16 protein-coding genes and 1 pseudogene are annotated in these 26224 nt (G+C 47.0%); 8 read left to right on the forward strand and 9 right to left on the reverse strand.

The annotated features are described in order from the left end of the window. Positions 1-5: 5 nt before the first annotated feature. The 5 genes from BN93_RS17285 to BN93_RS18340 all read left to right on the forward strand — a co-directional run bounded on the left by BN93_RS17285 (position 6) and on the right by BN93_RS18340 (position 4995). Positions 6-143 (forward strand): DUF4339 domain-containing protein, encoded by a 138-nt coding sequence (locus tag BN93_RS17285; protein WP_232211082.1) that lies wholly within the window; start codon positions 6-8, stop codon positions 141-143. Between the two features lie 64 nt (positions 144-207). Beyond that, positions 208-1287, forward strand: coding sequence for a hypothetical protein (locus BN93_RS01680; RefSeq protein ID WP_019186624.1), 1080 nt, complete (start codon positions 208-210; stop codon positions 1285-1287). 234 nt (positions 1288-1521) lie between these two features. Next, positions 1522-2445, forward strand: a complete 924-nt coding sequence (locus BN93_RS01685) for a hypothetical protein (RefSeq protein WP_019186625.1) — start codon at positions 1522-1524, stop codon at positions 2443-2445. 202 nt (positions 2446-2647) lie between these two features. Beyond that, positions 2648-4261 carry a right-handed parallel beta-helix repeat-containing protein gene (locus BN93_RS01690; RefSeq protein WP_019186626.1) on the forward strand — a complete coding sequence of 538 codons (1614 nt, stop codon included), beginning with the start codon at positions 2648-2650 and terminating at the stop codon, positions 4259-4261. Further along, positions 4258-4995 carry a hypothetical protein gene (locus BN93_RS18340; RefSeq protein WP_019186627.1) on the forward strand — a complete coding sequence of 246 codons (738 nt, stop codon included), beginning with the start codon at positions 4258-4260 and terminating at the stop codon, positions 4993-4995. Before BN93_RS01690 ends, BN93_RS18340 begins: the two co-directional genes overlap by 4 nt. Positions 4996-5267: 272 nt before the next feature. Here the strand turns inward: BN93_RS18340 and BN93_RS01700 are convergent, their stop codons facing one another. The 6 genes and pseudogenes from BN93_RS01700 to tig all read right to left on the reverse strand — a co-directional run bounded on the left by BN93_RS01700 (position 5268) and on the right by tig (position 15802). After that, positions 5268-6833, reverse strand: a complete 1566-nt coding sequence (locus tag BN93_RS01700; RefSeq protein WP_044259393.1) for a hypothetical protein — start codon at positions 6831-6833, stop codon at positions 5268-5270. A 46-nt stretch (positions 6834-6879) separates the two neighbouring features. After that, a complete protein-coding gene (locus tag BN93_RS01705) occupies positions 6880-7833 on the reverse strand; it encodes a PorV/PorQ family protein (RefSeq protein ID WP_019186629.1) in 954 nt (317 codons plus the stop codon). An 11-nt stretch (positions 7834-7844) separates the two neighbouring features. Continuing rightward, positions 7845-10603, reverse strand: a pseudogene (locus BN93_RS01710) (S8 family serine peptidase). 33 nt (positions 10604-10636) lie between these two features. Beyond that, on the reverse strand, positions 10637-12241 hold the full coding sequence (locus BN93_RS01715) for a BACON domain-containing protein (protein ID WP_044259396.1): 1605 nt from the start codon (positions 12239-12241) through the stop codon (positions 10637-10639). 39 nt (positions 12242-12280) lie between these two features. Next, on the reverse strand, positions 12281-13900 hold the full coding sequence (locus BN93_RS01720) for a BACON domain-containing protein (RefSeq protein ID WP_019186631.1): 1620 nt from the start codon (positions 13898-13900) through the stop codon (positions 12281-12283). A gap of 540 nt (positions 13901-14440) precedes the next feature. Beyond that, the gene (gene tig / locus BN93_RS01725; RefSeq protein WP_019186632.1) at positions 14441-15802 is read right to left on the reverse strand and encodes a trigger factor; all 1362 of its coding nucleotides are present in this window, start codon (positions 15800-15802) and stop codon (positions 14441-14443) included. A gap of 512 nt (positions 15803-16314) precedes the next feature. Between tig and BN93_RS01730 the strand changes: the two genes are divergently transcribed. Both BN93_RS01730 and BN93_RS01740 read left to right on the forward strand, forming a co-directional pair. After that, positions 16315-16992, forward strand: coding sequence for a hypothetical protein (locus BN93_RS01730; protein WP_044259398.1), 678 nt, complete (start codon positions 16315-16317; stop codon positions 16990-16992). A gap of 2061 nt (positions 16993-19053) precedes the next feature. After that, positions 19054-21411: a carboxypeptidase-like regulatory domain-containing protein gene (locus tag BN93_RS01740; protein WP_044259400.1), complete on the forward strand. Its 2358-nt coding sequence runs from the start codon at positions 19054-19056 to the stop codon at positions 21409-21411. A gap of 270 nt (positions 21412-21681) precedes the next feature. Here the strand turns inward: BN93_RS01740 and BN93_RS01745 are convergent, their stop codons facing one another. Then, a complete protein-coding gene (locus BN93_RS01745; RefSeq protein WP_019186637.1) occupies positions 21682-22689 on the reverse strand; it encodes a FecR family protein in 1008 nt (335 codons plus the stop codon). Between the two features lie 207 nt (positions 22690-22896). On the opposite strand from BN93_RS01745, the gene BN93_RS19035 reads away from it, so the two are divergent. Continuing rightward, the gene (locus BN93_RS19035; RefSeq protein WP_052311352.1) at positions 22897-23766 is read left to right on the forward strand and encodes a group II intron maturase-specific domain-containing protein; all 870 of its coding nucleotides are present in this window, start codon (positions 22897-22899) and stop codon (positions 23764-23766) included. A gap of 57 nt (positions 23767-23823) precedes the next feature. Here BN93_RS19035 and BN93_RS01755 read toward each other — a convergent pair whose 3' ends face one another. Together BN93_RS01755 and BN93_RS01760 are read right to left on the reverse strand one after the other, a co-directional pair. Next, positions 23824-25422, reverse strand: a complete 1599-nt coding sequence (locus BN93_RS01755) for a hypothetical protein (protein WP_019186638.1) — start codon at positions 25420-25422, stop codon at positions 23824-23826. 118 nt (positions 25423-25540) lie between these two features. Beyond that, positions 25541-25750 carry a hypothetical protein gene (locus BN93_RS01760; RefSeq protein ID WP_019186639.1) on the reverse strand — a complete coding sequence of 70 codons (210 nt, stop codon included), beginning with the start codon at positions 25748-25750 and terminating at the stop codon, positions 25541-25543. Between the last annotated feature and the right edge of the window lie 474 nt (positions 25751-26224).

Here is a 26224-nt window from a genome sequence, read left to right on the forward strand (position 1 = left end):
AGCAGATGGCGCAAAACGGGCAGCTAACGCGCGATACGTATGTGTGGACCAACGGCATGGCATCGTGGGAGTTCGCTAAGAACGTGCCCGCACTTGCCGCCCTCTTCGGCGCAACGCCACCGCCGCCGCCACCTGGAACGTAAAACCCACACCTGCTGCCAAAAGCCTTACGGCCTGCCCTTATCCTATCCACTAACAGCCCTAACTATGGACTTAAGCATAAACGATGCCCTACAAACCAAATGCCCCGCATGTGGGGGCATGATGGCTTACTCGCCCAAACGTAAGATGTTGGAATGTGTCTATTGTGGCTCAACCAAAGAACTAGACCTTACGCCGGCTGCCGTTAAGGAAAACAGCTACGACCAATGGGCGGAGCAATCAGACGAAAATCTGAACGAACAAACCATCAGCACGGTGGAGGTGAAGTGCCAACAATGCGGGGCTTTCACCACGTTGCCGCCCGAAAAATCGTCGGCAACGTGCGCCTTCTGCGGCACGCCGCTCATCATGCAGAATGCAAAAGAACGCCGTTTCTGGCAGCCCAACTACATCCTGCCCTTCGAATTTGCCAAAGACAAGTGCAACGACAGCTTTAATGGCTGGCTCAGCAGAAAGTGGTTCGCACCATCGAAACTGAAGAGAGGCGGCGTACAAACGGATGGTTTCAAGGGCGTTTACCTGCCCTTCTGGACGTATGATGCCGATACCGTTACGCGCTATACGGGAGAAAGGGGGATTGACCGTCGCGAGGAAAGCCAGGATGAGAAAGGAAATACAACGAGTAGGACGGTGACGGACTGGAAAACCACGCGCGGCACGGTGCAAGTTGGTTTCGACGATGTTATCGTTCCTGCCACGAAAGCCCTGCCCAACAGCATCCTCAACGATTTGGTTCTTTGGGACTTGAACAAGCTGGTGCCATACAACCCGGAGTTCTTGGCGGGCTTTATCACCGACCTTTACACCATCGACTTTCGTGAAGGCCTGACAGCGGCTAAGGGTAAGATGGAAAACGAGATTGAAGAAAGGGTGAAAGAAGACATTGGCGGCGACCGACAACGAATTACCGAGATGTACACGATGTACAACAACGTGATGTTTAAGCTGATATTGTTGCCGCTGTGGATAAGCGTCTTCCACTTTAACGGCAAGGCCTACCAATTTGTGGTGAACGGCAGAACGGGCAAGATAACTGGCAACTATCCGCTCGACAAGCTGAAAGTTACCCTCACCATACTGGCTTGTGTGGTGGTGGCACTGCTGTTCTATTTCTGGTTGTGCTAGCTCCATCTGGCCTTTAATTCCGTTTCATTACGGTTAAGGGGTGGACAAAAGGTTGGGCTTGCATGCCGAGAAAAGGGGCAGGGCGGTTGTAGTGTATGGGCTTGGCGGAAACGGAAGGCCTCGAAGTGCGGCATTGAAATAAGAATGTGTGAGCAAAGGGGGCCATACACCTGTTGGTATGCTGGCGTGCTGCCCACTGCCAATGTGGTATATAATCCTTAATCGATTGAAAATATGAAACGAATGCTTGTTGTTGCGGCCTTGGTCGTAACCTTTGGTACACTGTTTAACGCCTGTGAGAGCAGAGGCGGCGGTACTGGCGGCTCGGATAGGGGGGATAGCATAGGAAGAACGAATGGTGTTCAGCCTACTGATTCGTTCCCTTGGGACTTCCCCCGCAACTTCACATTGAAAGATGTGGAAGTGGGGCAGACGGTGCTTTCGCCTGCTGCTTTCTATGGCGGAGCTTTGCAAAGAGGTGAAGACCTTACTGCAACCCTGCTGCCCATATACTGCTTTACCATTAAGGAAGTGGGGCAAAACACGATAACCGTAGCGGGTATGGGCGAAGAAATAAAGGTGCCTCAGGCACTGGTAATGCCTCTGCCAATGGGCGAAAGGGCACAAAATGGCGATGTTTTGCTAACGTGGTGGCAGTCGGGACAAGGGTTGCAGCGCGCCATTGTGGTAGACGATACCAAACAGCTAACGCCAAAGGTGTGTTACTTAGACCTCGACTACAAGGCCGACGGCAGAGGGTTTGCCAACAGTCACGCCAACGAAGAGTTGCGGCCCAATTCGTTTAAGGTGCTGAAAAGCGGCGAATGGATGTCGGGAGCATCCGTAGCGGTAAACGATAACGGCAAATGGAGGGCCGCCATCATCGTGAACATCAAGGGCGATAAGCTGTTGCTTACTGATGCTGGGAACCGAATATGGGTGGCCGAACGAGAGAAATGCCAGCTAATTCCTTTCAATGTGGACTATGCTGTGGGCGACTCTGTATTTGCTAAGATTGGCAACACGTTCGTGCCAGACTGCAAGGTGGTGAAGGTGGACAAGCGCATAGGTAGAATAAGGGTTGAGAAAAACGGTAGAACGGCCCTGTTGAGCATCCTGGAAGTGACGAAAGAACTAAAAGATTTGCCAAAAAGGTGAAAAGGCTTATAAGGGTGAAAAGGTGAAAGGGTGAAAAGGTGAAAAAATGGCTAACGCCCTTTAAAGGTGAAAGGGTGAAAAGGTGGAAAGGTGAAAAAATGGCTAACGCCCACAAACTTGTTAACTCGTTAATAAAAACCTTGTAAACTCGTCAACTGGTGAACTTGTGAACTCGTCAACTCATGAACTTATAAACTCAGATATGAAAAAGCTATCATTACTCACATTGCTGCTCATGCTTGCAGGCATGTTGGCAGCGAAAGAATACAAGGTAAGCACGGCGCACGACTTTATCAAGGCCTTGGGGTCCGACCGAACAATAACTGTTAGCGGTGTTATCAACCTTTCTGACGTGATGGAATTCGACGACCTCGCACAGAAAGCAAACATGAGCGACTTGTCCGTAGGGTCTAATCCCACCAAGCAAGTGAACAGGGAGGGCATGTTCGACGGCCATCAGCTGGTGCTCGACCAATGTAAAAACCTCATCATCCAAGGCACTAAGGGGGCTGCACTCATCGTTCGCCCGCGTTATGCCTATGTGATTAGTTTTAGAAGTGCCCATAACGTCACCCTTCGTAACCTTACCTTAGGACACACCGACGAAGGGTATTGCGAGGGCGGCGTGTTGGAATTTGATGGTTGTGAAGGGGTACAGATAGACAAATGCGACCTATACGGCTGTGGAACGGAAGGCATCACAGCCACCGACACGCGCGAACTGAATTTCACCAAGAGCATTATACGCGATTGCAGCTATGGCATTATGACCCTGCGAAACTGTTTCAACATGACGTTTGCCGACAGCGACTTCTACCGTTGCCGTGAATTTACGCTCATCACCCTGGCCAATGCTACCAATACCTCATTCTCCAGATGCCGCTTTGCGCAAAACCAAGGGCCGCTTTTTTATGTTGAAAAGACCAACCTTTCGTTGCGCGACTGCGAAATTCACCATTCGGGCGACTTGGGAAACATCGACGTTTACCAGCATGGGGCAACATCGTATAGCCGCGACAACAACGAACTGAGCCCGCGCGATGTGGGTCCGGAGGGCAGACCTAACCTTAAAGCCTCGCGCGAACAGGAGAATGTAGACAGCAACGCGGACAACGAAAACGAGGAAGATGAGGCCGACTGCGAATGCGGTGAGGAAGAAGATAATCTCTCGGATGAGGCGCAGTGGGGCAGCGAATTGATTGAAGGATGGAAAGATATGGGTGTGGAACTCCCGACTTCCGTCAAGACCGACAACGTAAAAGACCTCACCATTGCCGTTTGTAAGGCGTGGCAGGGCTTAGAAGGCGGTCCGCAGAAGTTTGTTGTGAGGTTCTCTAAAAAGCAGGGACGCTACGAACGTTTCAACTTTGAGCATCCCCAATCGCCCGTTAATGCCAAGAGCAGCACCTACGCCGTGTCTGATGCCAACTATGGTATCGTGGTGTACAACACGATTGGCGGCTGGTTTTATGTGGAATGCGAGAACGGTCAGAAACTAGATGCCGCCCTTTGGAAACGCGATAACGGGCATAAGTTGCTGGTTGTTACCCTCACTTACGAGAGCGACACATTCTCTTCTCAGGTGTGCATGGCCTACGATTACGACCCCACAACCCGAACACTTACGCCCGACCTCGCTGTGCATAAACGGTTAACGCAGCTAGAAGGCACATTGTGCGACTTGCCTCGAAAGGGTAAGAACATCGGTGTGAGAAACATCGGGAACGACACTATGCGCTTCTATTACTTGAAATGGAACGGGAATGGTTTCTCTGCTCCCGTGAAAGTGGCAACCAACACATACCAAAGACCATGACAAAAAACTTGATGCAAGAACGTATACAGGCAATTAACAGCGTGTTGAGTGCTTACTTTGCTGATAAAACCAACCCCAGGCAGGTGCCGGCATTGAAACTTATGGAGTTGTTTATTGATAAAGGTGTCTTTAACAAAGACCATCGAAATGGGCTGCCTATTAGAAAGATTCTCAGAAAACTCAATAACGAAGACCGCCTACATGACATACCTTACGCTCACAGAGAATTAAAACAGAAAAATATCTATTGGACTTTTGTTGATGTAAACGCGGATATGGATGCGAATACATTGTTATCTAAGGGCACATCAGTGGGGAAGAAGGGTTCGCGTAGGGCTAATTCAGATGAATACTATGTAATAGGACTCTGCAATGAAGTGCTAAAAAGGAAAGCATTGCAACAGCATTGTTTTGAGTTTTTGTTGGGCGATACTGGGAGAAGGCTGCCTGTTGACGCCTATTATGAGGATTTGAATCTTGTGATAGAGTATTATGAAAGTCAACATACTGAGTCGACACCATTCTTCGATAATAAGAAAACGGTAAGTGGCGTGCCTAGGGGAGAGCAAAGACGTTTGTATGACGAGAGACGAAGAACGGAGTTGCCAAAGCATGGCATAAAGGTTATCATTCTGCGTTATAGCGATTTTGGCACAACGAAACGCTTAAAGAGGGATAATAGGGAACATGATATAGAAGTGGTGAGAAAGAAACTTGCGGAGTTTATCCCTTAATTTCTCGTTCCTTGAAAGTGCGTTTTCTCGCCTCTGTCGATTACGGGCGGCGTTTCATTTCACTTTACTTTCAAAAGCTCTAACGAACCGATTGGGGTTTAAACTGCTGTGTTCCGCCCCTACATGGGTGCTTATGCAAGGCAGGCGTAAACGTAAGACTTAAAAAACAAATCTACTTATTGCCGTTTGGTAGAACGCCACCAAAGGGCAATTAGCAGATTTGCTGTTGGGTTTGTGGATGTATCAGTAATGCTCGGTATGGCCTTGGACGGTTACTTTACTAGAACCTTTTTGGTTGTTCCGTCTGAATACTTCACGATATTCAGGCCTTTTTCGAGCTGCTGGCGACGGCATCCATCAACAGAGTAATACTGTTGCGGGGTGGGGACGTTGTTGATGGTGGCGTTGTCGATACCAGTAGAAACGATTTGGCCTGTCATTGGTTCGCTTGAATACTTCTTGCCGTCTGCCTCGTAAACCATCACTACCGACAGCTTTTTGATAGTCTCGTCGTAGAAGTGCAGGATGCGTTGGTTGTCTGCAACCTTGATGTCGTCGTTCCTCTTGTCTTGATAGTTAAAGGGGATGTCGGTCATGTCCTTTTCTATGTTGTGGAACTTGGCACGTGTAAACTTGAAAGGCTCTTGGTTGTCGTTGATGTAGACGTTGTAATACATCTTGTTGGGGTCGAGATAGTTGCCGTTTATGTCGGCACTTCTTACATAGAACGCCAAGGTGATGGTAGTCGTCGAGTAGTCGTAGCTTGGAACAGCCGAGCAGTAGTGCAGCGTAGGCTTTTCGGGTTTGCCGGCCTTTTGCTCGTATGGCGTGAGCACTAAGTTTTGAAGTGTGCCGAAATCTTCCTTGGGCATGTTGGTTGAACTGCTTTTTCCCAGCACCACTTTGAGGATTTTGTTGTTGGATAGTGCACCTGTTGCGGGGTCTATGTTAAATTCCAGTTTATCTGCAACGGTGTTCTCGTCGTTGAAGGCTGCTGCGTAGGCGTGATACTGGGCCATGTCGTTGGAGAAGCGTTTGAAGTAGGTTTTTACCGCTGTGCCCAGATACTGGTTTGTAGGCAAAACGGCCTTGTTGCCCTCCTTTGTGAGCTTTACCCACAGGTTGGCCAACTTTTCGTTTGCGAATATACCTTTGACGTAGATGTCGTTGTTGTGTGTGGCAACCTCAACGATACGCGGAGAAGTTTCTGTTTTTGAGGTGAGCATGTATTGCTTTTTGGGGGCAGAAGCAGGTGGCGTAAGGGGTTTTTCATCGAAGGTTTCGATGGTGACATTCCAGTCGCCATATTGGCTGTCCCATGTTTTGTCGTTGAACACGGCTCCAAGTATATCGTTTTTTGTGCCAGTACCCAACATTTTAAGCGTTTTACCATCCCACGAAAAGTCCATGAAATTCTTGTTTGCCGCAACAACCTTATACTGATTATCGGCAATGGCCGACATGCGGTTGAGCTTAAATATGCGTTCGGAGCTGCCGCCTTCGTCGTCATCATCGTCGCCGTTGTTGTCTTTGTAGATTACTTGGGGCAAATTGGCCCTGTATTTGCCATCGGCAATCTTGTCTAGTTTAAGCCACGACTTGCTGTCGAGGCCCGACAGTGGGTTGTAAACGTAAAGGCAATTGTCGTCGCCCACCACTATTTTAGAAACTAAACCCTCGTACCTGCCAGGTTCAGTGCTTGTCCAATTCCGCTTTACCCACGAGTCGCTGGTGCGATACATGTTGTCGATAAGCTTTCCTTTGGGCGTGTCTAGTTTCTGCGCAAAAGCAGTTAGGCTCATTGCTAGGGCGCAAATTGCGTATAAAGTTCTTTTCATCGTTTATTGATTTTAGATAAGCTGTTGTTTGTAATTGTGCTTTTTATTAGAAGTCGTAACCTAGGCCAACGCTGAAATAGCTGCTCCCCGCATCTGCTGTTTTCAGCATGTAGGCTCCGTTAAGGCGCAGACCGGCGTACTTAAAGCCTGCACCCATAGTGAAGTGGCTGAGGTTGCGGTCGCCATATTCGTAGCCGGCACGTAAGGATATGTCTTTATTATAGGTGTATTCTAGTCCGCCACCCAGCATAAGTACCTTATATTCTGATGGACGGAAGAAATAACGAGTGGACCACGCGCCTGCAACTTGGTGCTTGTTGGCCACGTCGACGGTTAATGCACCGCCCACGGCCACATACGTAGGCATGGTGTTTTTGTTGCCGTTGCCGTAGTCGAGCTGCGGACCTATCGCACCAACCTTGGCATCCAGCATCAGGTGGGTGGGCTTATTGCCTGCCGTGGTGCTGCTCTTTTGGTAGGATGCGCCTATGGTAAAAGCACCGCCAACGGCATTTTTAGAGAGGTGACTGAAAAGGATATTGCCCATGGCATAGGCAGAAAAGCCGTTGCCAAGCATGTAGGCATAACCCAGGTCGATGGTCCAGTTGTAGGGTTCGTAGTCTTTGGTGGGGTTGCCAAGCATGTCGTAGCCTTTTAGCTTTAAGCCACCAGCGTAACGAAAGCCTGCAAATGCCGCGTGCCGACGGGCAAACCTGTAGCCCAGAGCGGCGGTGTAGAGCCCGAATGTTCCCTCGTAGCCTTCGGACTTCTCGTAAATGGAGGCAGATGCGTCTGCCGAGAACCGCTTGTTTGCACTGAGAAAAGCAGAAGGATTGTTGTATAGGTACATCCCATCGGCCGCAACAGTGGCGTTACCCATAGCCGCTGTTCGGGCATCGGGATTTGCAGCCAGCACGGAAAGGTCTTGTCCTTGGGCGTTAGCCTGCGCAACACCGAGCAGTGCTGCGCAAGCTATGATGATGATATGTTTTGAATTCATACTCGTTTGGGTTATCGTTTAATGAACATTTGGGTGTGATTGCCCTTGCTGGTGTGCACGGTAAGCTTGTAAGTTCCGGGGCGCAGCTTGGAAAGGTCTAGCGTAGCAACGCTGTTCTTGTCGGGAGTTACGGTGGCACTCATCAGTTGTTCGCCAACGGTAGAGCTGATAACGAACTCTGCCTGCGTAACTTCGGGATTGAGTAGGGCGTTAATGTCTTTCTTTGCGGGGATGGGATAGACGGCATAGACGGGTGCCGACTTTCTTTCGACGACGCGAATTTGGAACGAACCATCGGAAGACGTTTGGCGACCATCTGATGCAAGCACGCTAACACGTGTGACACCTCTTGCGAGAGGCTTGACTTGGAGCTGGTCGTTGCTGACTTGAACCGAGGCGATGCCGCTGTTAGCTACATTGGCTTTGTAAGAAAGTTGGCTGCCGCTGCTGGTGTAATGACCTTTTAGGGAGATGTTCAGGGGGCCTTCGTCTAAGCCAATGATGTAGTTGGCGAAGGGCTGTTCTAGCTTAGGCGGCATGTATGGGATGACCTTAAAAGTAAAGCTTTTCTCCGACTTGGCACCAAGATCGTCTGTGAGAACAAACGTGCAGGTATAGCTACCAGCTTGCAACACAGGGATGAGGCTTACGGTTACGGTGGCTTGGCTTATGCTGTACGATACGCCTTTGGTTTCGCCTATGGCCCTTATGTCCCAGTTGTGTCCGTCGGGGTCGGCCACGTTGAAACTGAATGTTTTCCGCTCGTTGTTATTCAGTTCGATAACCTTTTCGGGGAAGTTGGTCACTTCGGGCGCATGGTTAAGCTTGGTTGTGCACTTCTGAATGGCAGGTTCTGAAAGGTTTCCCCAACGGTCTACTGCCACAACGGCAATGCTATAGGCCTTGTTGTCTTTCAGGTTGTCGAAGGTAAACCTAAGCTTTTCGCCCAAATTATGTCCCATGCCGTTGATTTCTTTAAAGCTCATGTCTTTGATATTCTCAGCCGTTAGGTCGTTGGGACTGATGTATAAGCGATAGAAGGCCGCGGTTTTATCCTCGTCTTTTGCGATGCTCCATTCGGCAGTGATGTCTACAAAGTCGGGAGTAAGGGTGAGTGTACCAACCTTTTCGGGCGCAATCTTCGTGTCAGATTCGAATGCAGCCTCGGCATCAATGTACCCTTTGCCCAGTTTTCCTTTGTAACCGGGTTTAGTTCGTCGATGTTGAAAGGCCTATATGCCGTGATTAGGCGCGATTTTAGCTCGTCGTTGGTGAAACCTTGTCGGCCAAAATAGGATGCAATGAGGGCCGCAATGCCCGAAACATGGGGGCAAGCCATTGATGTTCCTTGGAAATAAGCATAGCCCGAAGGCACTTTACTCTTGGGAACGGTGCTAAGAATACCGCCTTCTGTGCCGAATGTGTCTTGGTCGCCGCCTGGTGCCATAATCGTAATCCAGCGCGCATAGTTGCTGAAACTAGCCTTAGCGAAGTTCCACGCCATTGCCGAGACCGACACTGCGGGGGGATAACAAGCAGGATAGGCCGCGAACTCTTTGTTTTCGTTGCCTGCCGCGAAGATAACCACGCCGCCTTTCATGGGCGAATTGGCACGTTGTTGGCCGTTTGCATCGCATCCGGCCATCTTAATGAAGTAGTCAACGGCCTCTTTCAGCAGCTTGGGCATCGTCGTAACGCCCGACGTTGACGAGTAACCCCACGAGTTTTGGCAGATAACAGCCCCGTTGTCTGCCGCATATTTAATGGCGGCGGCCGCGTCGCCCTGCTCGTCTTTGCCCCTGAAAATCTGGCAACTCATCAATCGTACGCCGCTGTCTGGCGTTCCGTTGCCGCCAGCCACGCCTGCAACACCTTTCCCGTTGTTGTTGCGTGCGGCGACAGTACCTGCAACGTGCGTGCCGTGTCCGTCGTTATCGGGTTGGATAGTGCCGCCAACCACGTCTTTTGCCTCAACAAAGTTGTAGCCGTAAACGTCGTCAACAAAGCCGTTTCCGTCGTCGTCCACACCAGCTTGTCCGTTCTTTTCCTTCTCGTTGATGTAGAGATTGTCCACCAAATCTTCGTGCGTAATGTCTATTCCGCCGTCAACAACGGCAACGATAACGTTGCTTTTACCCGTTGTGTACTTTTCCCAAACGGGTTTGAGGTTGCAGTCGGCACCCTTCTTTGCCCGTGGACTTATCGAACCGTCATTGTAATAATGCCATTGCTTGGCCAAAAGCGGGTCGTTAAAGGCCGAGGCCGTGGGCTGATTTCTTGTTTGTGGGGCTGGCCCTGTATAGGGCTTAGCGGTAAACTTGGGGCGTGCGATGGGCAGAACACGTTCTGCATATTCTATTCCGCTTGCCTTGTTAAACTGCTGCAACACCTCGGCAACGTCTTTGCTTTCGTCGAAGTAGATGGTGTACCAGCGGTCGAGTCCTTCGGCAATGGTTCGTTTTTCGTAAATTCCGGCAGGCTTAAACACCCGCTCCATCTTATAGGCACCCGCGTATTTCATGGCCGACGCCATGGCCGAAGGCACGCTTTGCAGCTCTACATTGCCCTTAGCCGAGGTGGGCAGGGCTTGGTTGGTGCCCTTTTCCAGCTTTACGTTGATGCGGCCCCGTACGGCAAAGAGGTCCTTATCAATGGCAACGGCGCGCGTTTTGGAGTTTGGGTTTTCCATCTCCATGCTTTCTTGGCACGATGTAGCGAGCATCAAGCCAGAGATTGCACACGCACACATATATATAATAGTTTTTTTCATCACTATTGTTTTTCGTTTTGTTTCTTTTCAGTGTTATTTTCTTGGATGATGCGTTTTAAGCATGCTTTCTATCTTTTGCATCCGCTGTTGCTTACTTCCTGCGAAGACATTCTTTTTATAAAGCACGCTGATTTGCATGACTGGCTGTCCGCCGTTCACGTCGGCAAACTTACCGCCAGAGATGGCCAATGTAAGATAGTCTGAGCGGCGAGCATATACATGATGCTTGCCGTTGTAGCCCACAAACTCGAAGTTGTTCAAGGTAAGCAACTTGTCAAACTCGCGCGTAACGAACCATTCTCTGCCATATTGCCAAACACCCAGGTTGGGTTGACTGAAACTTAGGCTGTATTGTTCTACACTTCCCACCATGTCTTGTGGGGCGGGATTGTCTCCGCCGCGCGTGAAGAAGAAGTAAGTGCGGGCAACCAGCAAGGGGTCGTTGGTTTTATAGGCAATGGCCTCTACGTCCCTGTTCTTCGAAACCTTCCTCGTAATCTCTTCGCTGTGCAGGTTCGCCTCGTAATCCTCCACGTCGGTCACCTTCTTGTCGGCCTTGTTCAACAGCGCAAGCGGACCAAGGTCGAGCGTTTTGAAGGTTTCGTAGTCGCGATCTTGCGAATGTATCTGGTAAAAGAACAACACAACGCTATGGTTGCTCTCCAAGATGTCCACATCCATCGTCATCCGTTCCTTCACGTTAATGTAGTGGTTGGGGTCTTTTTCGTCCCTAACATAGCCGTTAGCCGTTACGAAATCTTGGAACGCCTGCGACTTAACAGCATCTACGCCAGCCTGTTCAAGCGAACGCGTATAGATGCGTGTCGGTACGAAATGCTTCGTATCGTGCACATACACCACATCCTTAAACAGCGGAGAAGTGGTTTTGAAGAAGTAGCTTTCCTCGTAAATGCCGTTGGCTTCGTCGGGTGCGCCATACTCTTTCAATATACCTCCGCGGCGATATTCAAAGTCCATCATCTTATGAAGGCTGAAAGGATTGCCAGGATTGCATGCCAAGACGAAAGTAGACACGCCAGGTTGCCTTACAACCACTTCGTTGTTCTTGCCCGCATAGCTTATGGTAAGCTTTACCGTTCGTTCGGTTGCATCGTAGTTGGGCTTGGAAATAAACTTCAAGGCGTGTTTCTTCCTTACGATTTGCAACCATTCGGGCTGTTCGCTTTGTTGCAAATCATACAGACCACTTTCGATGTTTACGTCTACGGTAGTGTTTCCGCCAGCCTGCGGCAACACCAGTTCGCCGTTGGCAATGTTCAGCGAGATGTCGGCCGCGCTTTGCTTTACCATGACTTTTTCAACCGCCAAGCCGCCGTCTACAAGCACATAGCTACTTCTTTCCGTGCCAGTTGTGTTGGCATCTACCTTCACAACAATCTCGTTTCCGCTTTGTGTGAGGTGTACCCACTGCTTGGGCGTGGTTGCAACCCACTCTTTGCAGTTGGTAGTAACGGTAATGGTTGTTTCGCCCACTTGGTTGGCGAACTTCAATTCCTTGTCCGAAACGCTCAGTTGTGGCTGTTCAAAGTCGTCGCTCTTGGTACATCCCGCCACCATTACCACCATCAGGCACACGGCAGATAGCTGCAACAGCTTATATAAATTTATTATACGCATACTAGGAATACAATTTAAATAAGGTATCACCGCTTTATGTTAAAACTTCAACGCATCCTTTGCTTTCAACATGTTGCGCACCATCCGCTCTTGTGCTTTCAACGCTTTGCTGCCTGCGCCAGATGCAGACGCATCGTAATTGTAGAGCAAGGCCATAACGGGTGTGTTGTTGTCGGCAACGCGTGTAATGGCGATGAAGAGGTGATCGCTTTCCCGTGCAAAGAAGTGAGTGGCACCAGCCGTGCGAACAAATGAGAAACCTTCCTCTCCAAGTTTCTTCTGCAATTCGTTCGTAACGAGCCATTTGTTGCCGTACTTCCAAAGGCCAAGGCTAACATCTTTGAAGAGCAGCGCGCCAATTTGCACACTTCCAAGCTTGTCGGGAGCCTTTCCGTCCTTGTCCGTGGTATAGAAAATGTGGATACGGCCATAAGCATCCTTCGGACCCGGCGTGCCTTTCAGCGTGTATTGAAGTTGTGAAACCTCGGTTTGCTTGTGTTCGTTCAAAGTGCGTTCTTCTTCTTTGCTGCCTGCATTCGTTTCGTATTGTTCCACTTGGGCCACCTTCACGTTGTCTTTCTGCAACAGTTCGAGGGGATAATAAGGCACTTTGTCGAACGTTTTGTATTCGCCAACTTGCTTAACAATGGGCTTAAACGTGAGGTTTACGCCCTCGTTGTTCTCCTTTTCAGATACATAAACTTTCAGCGAGAGCAAGTCTTTTTCGTTCACATACTCCCTGTCGGATTCCGAATTGCTGCGCACATAGCCGTTGTTGGTAAGGAATTTCTCGAATGCCTTATCCTTCACTGCTGCAATGGCCCTAGAACCATCGCCGATGGAGATGATTTGCGAAGGCGTAACACCATCGGCACTGCAATATTGTATCAACGTAAATATGGGAGAAGGCGAAATGAAGGTGTAGGTCTCTTCCAGTCCATAGGCCGGCATGGCCGATTGATATTCGCGCAAATAGCTGCCGCGACCCAGCTCGTATTCCATAATCTTGTGCACGTTTTGTGGAGCACCTGGGTTGATGGGGAGGATGTAACGCTGTATGCCCGACTGCGAAACAACTATCTCGCGGGTTACATGGCCGCTCTTTGCATACAGTTTCACTTGGCGGTCTTGTTCAGTATCGTTGCGTTCGGCCACCAACTTTATCTCTTCGTCCGACTTTATTATTTTGAGCCATTTAACTTCTTCGCTGGGCGTAACGTCGTAAACCGAAGTGTTCGTCGTTACGTCGACAATCTTTTCGCCGCCCATTTGGGGTAGGTATATGGCCGTCGGCACAACGTCTAGCGTTACGTCTGCTGCACTTTGCCTTACTTCCACCTTTCCCGTAGCACCGTTGGCGTTCACCAGCACATAGCTTGTGCGTTCGGCGCCCATCTTGTTTTCGGCAACTTTCACTTTCAAAACGTTTCCATCCTGGGCTAACGACAACCATTCGCCCTCTTGTGGAGAAGATGCAACCCAATTACTTTGGTTGGTTGTAACGCTGATGTTCCTTTCGCCAACGCCTCTTTCAAAGCTAACGCTGTTCTCCGAAAGAACCAATGTAGGCAATTCAAATTCATCTTCCTTTGCACACGAGAACAAGCAAAGAACAAATCCGCCTAAAATTAATGAGTAAAATGTTTTCTTTAAATCCATACTCTTCAAGGTTTTGCTGGGTAAAATAATATTTATAGTTAGAATTTCTATTCTGAAAAGAATGCGGAAACTTTTGTATTGTTAATGTGAATAAATATTTCAAGCTGTGCCCACAAACTTAAAAACGTTTAAATTTACGCTGCAAAAGTACTAAGATAATGAGGATATAGGACAAGCCTTTGTGTTAAAACGTGCTAATGCGGGCATCACCATTTGTAGGTATTTTTCAATGGGTGCAGGCTTAAAAACATCACCTCCTGTGTGTTTTCCAACCTTATCTGTACATGTTTCTCCTACACCCTGATGGAATAAGTGGAACTATGCCACAGACAGGGCGAGATAAAAAAGAGGGCGGGTAAGGACAAAAGGTAGAGCAGGGCAACCCCAAAGCGAGCCCATGACATCTGCGTGGAGCTTTTAGAACGCACCTAAAAACAAACGGGCTTACAAGGCATCTAGCCCTGCAAGCCCGTTCTGTAACATCGCGCTGGCAACTGCAAACAGGTAAAAAAGCTTGCGTTGCCACATGTTGTAGTGCGCTTATTTCTTTGCGCCTTCTTCCATCATCTTGTTGAAATCGTCGAGCGAAACCTTCTTGTTTTTCAGTTTCACCACCTTTTTCATTGCCTCAACCAGCTTGTTTTCAACGGCGCGGTCGACAAATCCATCCAGTGTTTCGCGGTTTTTGAGCATTTCGCGAGCATAGTTGTCCACCGTTTCGTCGGGCAAGTTGTTCATACCATATTGTGCAAACTGAATGCGTGCTTGCAAACGAGCGGCGTCAAGCACGTCGTCGTCGCTCACCTTTATTTCGTTGGCCTTCACCAAGTGCTCCTTAATAAGGTGCCATTTCAGTTCTTCGATGCTAGCCTCAAACTTCTCGTCAACCTCTTTTTCGTCTTTCACGTTTTTCAGCATAATGCGTTTGAGCATCTCTTCGGGGAATGTAAGCTTGCCTACCTTCTTCTCGCAATAGGCGCGAAGGTCTTGCAACAGTTTGAAATCGCTGTTGCTAACCAACTGGTTGGCAATTCCTTCGGCGATTTTCGAACGGAAGTCGGCCTCGTCTTTCACTGCGCCTTCGCCGTAAATGGCGTCGAAAAGCTCTTGGTTTACGGCTGCTTTGGCGTAGCGAGTAATCTCCAAAATGTGGAAAGCGAAGTCAGACTCAACGCCGGCAGCCTGTTCTTTGCTGATACCCAACATCGATGAAACCTCAATTTCGCTGTCGGGGTAGGCCTTCTTGGGGTTGAACACCACCACTTCACCACGTTTCACACCGTCGAACAGTTTCTTTTGGTCCTCAACTTTAATGTATTCGGGCATCAACACCGCACCTTCTTTCACGATACCGCCCTCTTTTTCGCTGCCGTCGGCGTTCAATTCCTTCATGTCGCCCTTCAGCATGTCCTTAGCTTGGTACTCTTCCACCTGCTCGTACTTGCCGGCACGCGATGCAAACATGTCCACTTGCTCGTCTACCAGCTTGTCGTCTACGGTTATTTCGTAGTAGTCTAGCTTGTCTTTGTCCGTCAGTTCAAGTTCAATTGCAGGAGCCACGGCAATATCGAAGACGAAGGTGTAGGGAGCGGGTTTCGACAAGTCTTGCTCTTCTTGCTTAGCAGAAGGCATGGGTTCGCCTAAGAATTGTATATTGTTCTCTTTAAGATAGTTAAAGATGGTATCGCCCACAAGTTTCTGTATCTCTTCCATCTTTACTTGTTCGCCAATCTGTTTCTTTATCAGCGAAAGCGGAGCTTGTCCGGGACGGAAACCAGGGATATTGGCTTTTTTGCGATAGTCTTTGAGTGTTTTCTCTACTTTTTCGTTGTAATCGGCCTCTTCTACGGTGATGGTAAGCAGGCCATTCACCTTGTCGGCGTTTTCAAATGAAATCTTCATCTTCTATATATTTATTGTATTTGTTATCTTAACGTTCAAGTTTAGTAAGCCCAACTTGTTGGAAACCGCGGGTTGCTGGGGGGCTAGCGCACGCGCTTTTTCGCTAGTGTTGGGCGGTCAAAGCCCCATTCTTTTTGCACTTACACCCTTGCGAAAGTAATGTTCACTGGCTTACAATGAAGTGCAAAATTACTTATTATTGCCGTAATTACCTAATATATATAGTGAAAAATGATTTTTGTGCGCTTGGATTGTTGCAAAAGTGCGGCGTGGGGAGCGGTGGATTAGATGCGTTGTGTGAGAATGTAATGGGCGAAATGCAACATCGTATTTTATGTTTTGCAGCAGGATGTAGGCCGATGATGTGTAAATTAATGGGCAAACGCTTTTTCGATATAATTTTATTCCGTAAATTTGTCGCGTTAGTAACATGTCTGCTCTCAACAAAGCATCGCATGTTGGCTCGCAAACTCATAAACTCACCAACTTATCAACTCATAAACTAACATAACATGAAAAGTAAATTAATTGTAGCTTTATTGCTATCGATGGTCATCGTATCATCAACATGGGCAAAAGAACGGCCCGAAGTGAAATGCGTATTAACCCTTAACGACGGCAAAACCGTTGAGGGATGGTTCTTAAAAGAAGGTTTTAGCACCTACGGACCCGACCGTTTGAAGAATGTGGACGAGATAACCATCACGCCAACAAAAGACGGTAAGGAAGGCACCACCTACAAGGCCGACGACGTGAAGGTACTTAAATGTATCTACGAGAAAGAAGGACAACAGAAAGAATACCGTTCGCTCTATGCCTTAAAGCCCATGACACGTCCGCTTAACCTCAAACACTCCAATCACAAGTTCTTTTGGATGGTTGGCTATCAGGGTAAGAAAGTAATTGGTTTCATTTCTGATGCCAGTATAATCTTTCACGCCTCGCCCACGCAGCGACTGACATCCAAAACGACGGCTTATAGCTATTGTGTGGAGGGCGACGAAGTGGTAGTAACTTATTATGCGCCTTCTGGAGGCATCGACATTGGCTCGAAGTCGGAACTGAAAATGAACTTCGAACGCTTTCCAGAGATGGTTGAACTAATCAAAAGCAAGGATTTTTCTGTTAAGGAAATGAAGGACAAACCCTTCGCCATGCTCGAAACGCTCGACCAATATTTGGCAAAATAGGCCTTAGCTTATCTTTGGCATGATGCAAGGTTGGGCAGTGCCCGCTCTGTTTTGTAGATTTGTTGCGCGACATTGCCAACCTTGCATCCCTAATTCCCTTTTATCTGACACGTATTTAAAGGTGAAAAGGTGAAAAGATGAAAAAATAGCTAACGCCCTTAAAGGTGAAAAGGTGAAAGGGTGAAAGGGTGAAAAGATGGCTAACGCCCTTAAAGGTGAAAGGGTGAAAGAGTGAAAAGATGGCTGCGCCACCAGTCTCGTTAACTCGTTAACTTGTTATTTGTCGGACTTGTCGGACTTGTCAGACTTGTCCGACTTGTCCGACTAGTCCGACTAGTCCAACTAGTCCGACTAGTGTAACTAGAAGAACTAAAGAAAGACTAGATACAATAAACTAGCCCCGCTAGCTTAATTCCAAATGCCTGTAAACCCATTAACCCGTCAACTGGAACCTCGACTTTTGTCCGCTTTTTCGTGTAAATTTTAACATTATGGCTGCCCTTTTTATCCACCAACCGCCCACCTTGCCCCAAAAAATCGATTCTCGCGAGAGTTTGTTTTGGTGCAAAAAGGGGTTAGCTTGTTAGTACGGTAAAATGAATATTTATTACAAGTAACCGTCATTTGCACCTGTTTAGGGGCTATTTGCAGCGAAATATAGTGCAATGTGGTGCAAAATGCAGTGCAATATGCCGCTAAATGCAATGCGTTTTGGTGCAAAATGCAGTGCGTTTTGGTGCTAAACGCAAGGTAAAATGGTGCAAAACGCAGTGCAAAATGCTGCTAAATGCGAGGCGGAAAGCATAAAAATACGCCGCAATTGTATAAATATAACCTTCTAGAACCATGAAACACATGGCTAAAAAGGGCAAAAGACCCATCAAAAAGTGGAATTTTAGGGTCTAAAAGGGGGTATTTGGCATCGACAAAAACACGATCCGAGCACCAACTAGAAAGGCAAAATGGTGCAAAATGCACGCGGTATTCTTAAAATTGGACTAAAAACGAAACGCACAAGGCTGAAAATAGCGGCTAATTTCATGCTTAATGACCTAAATTTACGCTAGAAGGGGGTGGAGGATAGAATATGCTTTGTAAAATAAAAGAAACGAAATTAACCCAAGGATAGTGTGAGCCTATGAGTAATCAAGTTCGTGAGTTTATTGTGTTTGTGAATTGGGCTTTCCTTTTTGGGGAGTGTAAAACAGAGTGGAATGACTTTAATGGCAATGAATAGTACAGGAATAAGGGCAATTGAACAGGTTTGTTGGTAGTGTCTTTTGACCTGTTACTCTTTCTTGCTTTCAACAGAATTCGTATAAATGCGATATGGTTCTATCCACGCTATTAAACAATGTGGAACAGAACTTGTTTGAACCTTTTTCTGGAAATTACCACCTCCTGATAGCAGTTTCTAAGACACAATCTCGTTTTGCCACGACAAATATGGCTAGATTTTAAATTCTATTGCGCCTTTTCTTCGCTGAAACCGAAAAGTTTTTATCTACACTAACTCGTAAATCGCGATTTTTATGTAAATTTGTCCACTACTTAGTATGTGCGGGAAGTGTTATCTTGACTTGGTCATGCAAAGGCTATAACTCCTCTCCTCTACGATAAGATATTTAAAGGTCAAGATGACTTCAATAGAAACAAATCTAACTCCAATAAATCTAACTCCGATAAAATCTAAACCCTATGAATGTTGAAAAGAGAACAGAAGTTACAGATTAAGGTTTTTAGAAGACTTTTCCCCATAAACATTTCATTCTATCAGAAAGGAGAAAATGACGAAAGTTTTTGGGGATGTTCGTACATAAAAACTCTGATGGCGTATCGTGACCTAGACAATGCTGCCAGGGAAAGCAAGGCACAGTTTCCCGTCTGAAAGTGCTCCTATGGATGTAATGCGTTATTATTCCTTTTCCGAGGTATGCGCACTTGGTGCATGTTGGCAGGTGGCCTCCAAGAATGTGATTTCCGGTTGGAGGGGTAAAGGTCGTGTTGTCTTAGATGGGGGATAGCGTATAATGATGGCCATGAGGCTAAAAGTGAAACTTTATGAAATGTACAAAACTAAGGATTTTCATTAGATGTCTTTGCACCATTCTGTTTAGTGTTGTCTGCTTACAATGCAAAGCCTATGGCTTGCGTGGACGAGTTGTTGATGCTTCTGGAATTAACCCCCTAGTGGGTGTTAACGTCAAGGTGAAAACAGACTCGGTAACCGTTTTGTTGCAAACCCAAACCGATGTAGACGGTAAGTTTGTGTTTGCCAATTTGTCGCAAGAAAACATTACGATAGAAGTGTTGTGCATGGGATATTCTCCGTTTAGTACCAGCGTTCGGGGTAACAATACAGACCTCGACCTTGGTGTCATCTCGCTTAAGTCCAGCTCTATAACGCTAGGCGAGGTGACGGTTACGGGTAGCAGAACCATCGAATTAGCCGACAAGTATCTTATTTTCCCAACAGAACAAGAACTGAAAAGGACATCTGAACTTATCGAACTGTTGAACGAGTTGAAAATAAACATGCCCGGACTGAAAGTAAACGAATCCCAACAAACCCTTTATGTTGACGGCGGCAAGCCCATCCTTATGTTAAACGGAAAGGAAGTGGGTATGGAAAAGATACGAAATATTGACCATAGGCGCATACAGCGCATAGAATACAGCAATGTTTCTGGCATTCGCTATCTAGACCGCGGTGCAACGGGTGTAATAAATTTCATCATGAACGGCTTGCATGATGGCGGTTTGGTGTCGGTAAACACCAATAACGCACTGACGACGTTTCGTAACCGGGCGAACATAAATGGCACTTACCATGTAGGAAAGTCGGAGTGGAGTATTAATTACAATACATTATGGCGGAAATCGGGACACGAATACACCGACAAGGACGAGCGATTTGTGGGGCGGACCGATGATATCATACGTAGCCAGACAGGACTTCCCTCGGCAATAACCGACTTCGACAACAGCTTGACGATGGACTATACCTACACGCACAGCCCTTCTACCGCCTTTATGGCCATGTTTGGACTGAAGTATCACGACAAGGACGATAAAGAGGCATACCGCATTGTTGAGCGACAAGGCGCGAACACCGAAACGTTTGAAAGACGTTACTACAACGAAAGGCGACTATTAACTCCCTCGCTCGACCTCTTCTTCAAGACCGCGGTGGCAAATAACCAAACGTTAGAACTCAATGCAGTGGGCACGATGTCGGCTGGCGATTACAATCGCGGACTTAACGATAGTGGGATGTATGCACAGCGAAATGCAACCAAAAACAAAAGCATCAACGTTAACGGTGAAGCCCTCTATACCCTAACGTTTAAGCGCGCCACAACCAAAGTGGGGTTGAGCTACACTCACAGTCATGCGCAAAATGATTATTCGGAAAATGGTGGGGCAACCCTGATAGACAAACTGACCAAGGATAACGTTTATGGATATGCAATCGTTACGGGGACATTGAGAAAAATAGGGTATAACCTGGGGATTGGCCTGAAACATTACCGCATTGGCGACCTAAATAAAAGCAAGAACTTCTTTAATGCAAAGACAACGGCGTCGCTTAATTATCCGTTGAGCAAGGGATGGAGCGTTGGCTACCTTTTTGTACTCGACTCTTCGCTACCTCCATTGTCCAGCTTTTCAGATGTTGTGCAAACCATAGATAAGGTGTCGCTGCAAGTGGGAAACATGAACGTGCAGCCAAGTGTTGTGACCAGAAACCGCCTTTCGATGAACCTGCACTTGGATAAGTTTACTATTTCGTTGCAAGGCAACTACAATTACACGTGTAAACCAATTGTTTCGGCCTGGCGATATGTTGCAGACCCATCCCATGTTTACCACAACATGTTCATCAAAAAAACAGAGAACGGAGATTATGACAGTCGTTTGAATGTGGAATGCGCCATTGGGTGGCAAAACGTGTTCAATCATTTCACCTTTCAAACCGTGATGGGTTGGGACCGATTCCGAATGCAGGGTGAAGGCTACCATAGTCAAATCTCAAAGCCATACGCCTCTGTCTCGCTAAGTGCTTACTGGAATAAACTATCGGTTTATGCCAACTTCGACATGCTGCCACAGTACAGTTTTTGGGGAACTAATGTTTATCGGGGAGTGAGATACAACTATGTGGGCATGCGTTATAACATGAAACATTGGACGTTTGGTTGTCGTATAGACAACCCATTGAATAAAGATGGTTTTGTACAAGTGTCTGAAAACATCTCGAACATCAATCCCACACACACAGAATACCGCATCGTCGACTTTGCCAATATGGTAGAACTCTCAATGCAATATCGCATTAGGTATGGCAAGGAATATAAGAAAGGCAACCGTACACTGATGAACCGTAGTTTTGATTCGGGCGTAAATAACGATTATTAAATACGACGAAAAAGGGAAAGTCGAGGTGGTTTCAATGTTTAAAGTCTGTTTTGCCCAAATCGGACGTTGACCGCTTATCAATTATTTTAGTTTGTTTCCACCACTTTCTGTCCATCTTTCGTTTGCTTGTCGGCAGTTAACTGTCTTCTTCTCGCGATGTAGCCCGCTACACTTCAAGGCTAAGGCAGGCAATATGCTCAACAATAAAACAAAATCTGTACAAGCTCAACGGTCGATTTGGGTTAAAACCGCTAGGGAGGTTGCTGTTTCTCAGTCAATCGTTATCTGCCCATCTTGATAAGTGAACTTGGCTTTGTTCAACCTGTTCAACATTTCAACAATCTCTTCGATGTTCGCATCCCTGAATGCAGTAAAGCCGACACGGGTATGCATCTTGGAGGGGTCTTGGAAGACAACGCTTACGTTATACCACCTGCCAATATCCTTGCCAATGTCTGCCAATGTTGCGTTATCAAAATAAAATTCGCCTAGTGTCCACGCCACAAAGCCCTCGGTTTCAACCCTATTAACTTCAAATTTTTCAGCCGCGAGAGCTGCATCCTCGCCTGGCCTCAAACACTTAGTGACCGAACCCGCACACACCTCAACGAAACCTTGCAGCAAGGTAACGTGCATGTTGTTCTTATGGTAAGCGCGAATGTTAAATTCGGCATCAAACACTTTGGTGGTTATGCCGTTGGTTTTCACCACGAAGGGATGGCGAACGTCGCGACTCACCTTGAAATATGCCTCACCTTGCAACTGAACTTCACGCGTTTCATCCTCGAAACGTAATGGGAAAAACAGCTTACTGTCAGCGTTGAGTGTCACTTCCGTACCATCGCCAAGCGTAATCTCGGCTGTTGCATTCTGCGGAGTGGATAATACATTGCGAATACCTGCATCAACATCCTTGATTATGTGCGACACCTGCAAATACTTATCGGGCACCACAACAGGTTTACCGTTATCCTGTTGCCACGTAACTGCCTTTTGCGCAGCCTTGGTGTTGGCTTGATACACCACAATTGGCTCTCGATGCGCATTAAGTATGCCCATGCCAAAACCTAGAACAATGAATAAAAGCAAGGATGTTAGCACGACAATCGACACACCAACACCTGTAATTAAGGTATGCCTGCTTTTTGTCTTACCCTTGCTGGGCAAAACATTGTCTGGCTCTTCTTGCACATTCTGTGTAGCATAAGCCTGTTTTGGCAAATGGTTTCTGATAATTTGCTCTTGATTAAGGTCGTCAACATCGTTCTCTTCATTCATCGTTCTTCATTTTAATTTGTGTTACTCCTTATATGAAGTAGTCTTGGCTTTTATTAATTGAGAGAAGTTTATACTTAATTCTGCAACGTTCCAACCAAAGTGTTAATATAAGTACCTGATCAACAAAAGTTGTCCGGGATTTTGTCTTGTCGCAAAATTCACTTAACTTGGTGCTGAAATCAAAAGTGTTAAACCAAGCAACAGACAGTGGCAAAAGTACAAATAAAATCTGATATTCTCACCGCTTATGGAGGAATATTCCTCGTGATGGAGAAGTTTGAACAGGCCGTAAACCCGATCATTAACCAGTTACTCGGACCGTGTGGCTCATCCTCAGCCTATGGTCGCGGTGACGTTTTCCGTATGCTGATGGCCGTCTACTTCTGTGGTGGCACACATATAGAGGGCATATCCAACCATCTGCTGCATCATTCCGGGCGTCATCTCATGCTGAAGGGCTGCTCGTCAGGCACCATACCGAGGGCCGTTAAGGAGCAGGTCGTCGCCAATACGACATACATGGCAGACAACAGTGGCATGAACTATGACTTCAACACGACAGACAGAATGAACGGGAAACGGGGGAAACAATTTAAAATAATTGATAAGCGGTATAACGACCAGTGGGGGTTAAAGCTGTTGACATGCCGCAGCAACGGTTGGGGACATGCCAAAAGGAAACAAAAGCTGAAAGGAAGCGTAAAAGGGTGGGTTGGCTACTATCATCTCGGCAACATGAAACGTTTCTTTCTTGAGGCCGACGAGTGGCTAAAGTGCCGTATCCGTATGTGTATCTGGAAATCTTGGAAGAAAGTTAAGACGAGAGTGGAAAACCTCATCAACTGCGGTATCAAAAGTATAAGGCATGCGAATGGGGCAATATCCGTAAGGTTTATTGGGGCGCATAGCCAACGGCCCAATACTGCATCGGGCAATCTCCAATGGGAAACTATGCCAAGCAGGTTATGGCACTTTAATGGTAGCGTACCTCGAATGGTATCCAAAATAGGAACTGCCGTGTGCGGAACTGCACGTACGGTGGAGTGGAAGGTCGGTAAATGTAAAAGTAAGAGGTAAATGCCTTTTATGATTAGCATTTACCTCCTACCCGATTTTATCCCGCAATAAAGAAAATTACCGAGTTACATGCTGGTAGATTCCATTCCAGCGGTCACCATAACCTGTATGCACTTCGTACCTTGATATATAAAAGTTGTAGCCTTGCGCCACTTTAGACGAGCTCTGTGCGCGTGGCGTTGACGACCAAATATAGCCTCGCGAGCTGATATGATAGAGTCTGCCATTGTTATAGAAACCGGTGGTAGGCAAGAAGAAATAGCCGTTTGTGGGCCTAGGTCTGTGCGGGATAATGTTGTTGTTGGTGTAAACGAAGGCACCAAAGTTGTCGTACTGTGCGTATGCAGTGAAGTCGATACCCTTTGGCGAAACGGCCTTCATTCTCTCTCTCGTAGTCTTTTGGGTCGTGGCAATAACGTCAAGGTTTCTAAGCCACATACCACCTGCATATAGATGCCCCATGATAGTCCACATGGAAGAATCCCAATGTGGAACTCCATAGTAGGCCAGCCACATCAGCTCGTTGGCATTGAGGTTGTTTGTTGCCAAACGCGAGGCCTTACCTGGGTGGGCAACGGTGTTGTACCATCTTGAGTCGGCTCCTACTTTTGCATAGCTGTCACCGTACTTGCCATTTAGATAAGGTTGTTTGGATGCACCTTTCCAATAATGCTCGCCTGGCTGGGCATCCCACATGTAATACTGGTCGCTGGCATAGTAGCGCACGTCAAGGTCGGGCGACAAACGTTTGTTTCTTCCTGCTTTTAAGATAACGTGGCCCAGTTTCGTAATCACCGTCCCGCGAACTTTCGTCTCTTGGTCGTACAATGTATACTCAATGGTGAAGTTGGTGTACTCGCCAGGAGCGACAACCATGATGCCCGCATTGGTTTCTGGGGTTGACGCCGCGGGTATGGTGAACCCGTCGTTGCCTCCGCCATTCAACGTTAACGTGATGTTTCGGTTGCTTGGTTCGGCTAGTGGGCGCGAGTCAAGGTCTAAACCGCTGTCCTCAATGTCGTATGTGCCCGCGATGGCCTGGTCGGCCGACACCTTTATCTGGGTTAACCGCACTGACGGCGCAAAACTCTTGCTGAAAAATGGTGTGAAAGTGAGGTACGATGCACAGTGCTTGAGGTAGAAGTTGTAATTGCCATCAGCACCCCTAGTGAAAGAACCCACCCCGCAGTCGCCATCGGTTTTGATGTGTTCGCCCTTGTTTGGCTTGGCTTGGTTTTGGGCAGCTTTAATGGTAACCTTATCTACAGCGGGTGTGGGATAGCCTGTGTATCTTACAGGATACGAGGCTTTGTTGAGGGGGGTTGGGAAGTAGAAACCGGCATTGCGTACCTTGTCCTTGCCGGAAGCGTTCAGCTGATTGTCAATGTTATCCCCTGAGTTCTGTACAAATTCGGGTGTTTCGCCTATGTCGTGTAGCCAAACTTTGTCGCCCCTTGTCCAATAGAATGCAAGTTTTGTTGTTTCGTATTCGGCTGTGGTGCGTGTCGATGTCGATTCCATGTAGGTTGCGACGGTAACCCCTCTTAAATCGTTTGATTTGTTTTCTTGTGTGTATAAGGCTGGATTTTCGTTGTTGCAGCCAACCAATGAAACAGCCGCAACAGCAGACAGCGCAATGATATGTATGTATTTCATTCCTATCTCTTAAATCTTGTTTTTGTTTTTTACTTTCTTGTTTGTGGCGTTTTTTTGTAGCTTTACCTGAAATACTTGTGCTAAGTAACAAAGTCTTTACTTTGAACTCACAGGCATCTTAGGTAAGAGACTGGCTATCGTCTAGGGCAGGCAAGTGCCCACCTGTGCCAGATGTGCCTTGTCCTTCGTCATTGTCATCCTCAGCATCTTCATGTCCGCCAGTACCTCCGTGTTTGCCAGATCCTGCTAAAAGAGATTCTGCTTCAACTTTTACGACATAACTCTCAGGCTTACTATAAGCCAAATTACTAACTCTGATTTTTTTCATTTTTACCAATTAAAATTTATAATACCTAACTGAAAATTTAACCAAATCAACATAACAAGTATCGGCCTATGATCCGTGGATATTGGCCTGTAGTACATTTAATAGTTCCTGGGCACATCTATATACGCGCTTGATGCGGTAACACTATTAAAGAATGATTGTATTTTCGGCAACGAAGTTGTTGTTGTCTGCGCGGAATTCTATTAGGAAACCCTCTATTCGTTGTTGTACGGCGCATCTGCGAACGATTGCGTCAATTTTATCCTAAATATTTTTGTGCAAATTTACATTGTTTCTTGCAATTTGGCAAATGTTTCTTTTTGTAAAACTTATTGTATCCCTTTGTAATTCGTTGGTTTGTAGCAGATTGTACTTTGTTTAATGGTCTTTATTGGCACATGAATTAAGAACATATAACGTTTGTTCTCTAATACAAGAGCGTCGTTAACATTTCACTGCATAATAAATCATAAA

The sequence above is a fragment of the Prevotella conceptionensis 9403948 genome (assembly GCF_000312305.1).
GTDB lineage: Bacteria > Bacteroidota > Bacteroidia > Bacteroidales > Bacteroidaceae > Prevotella > Prevotella conceptionensis.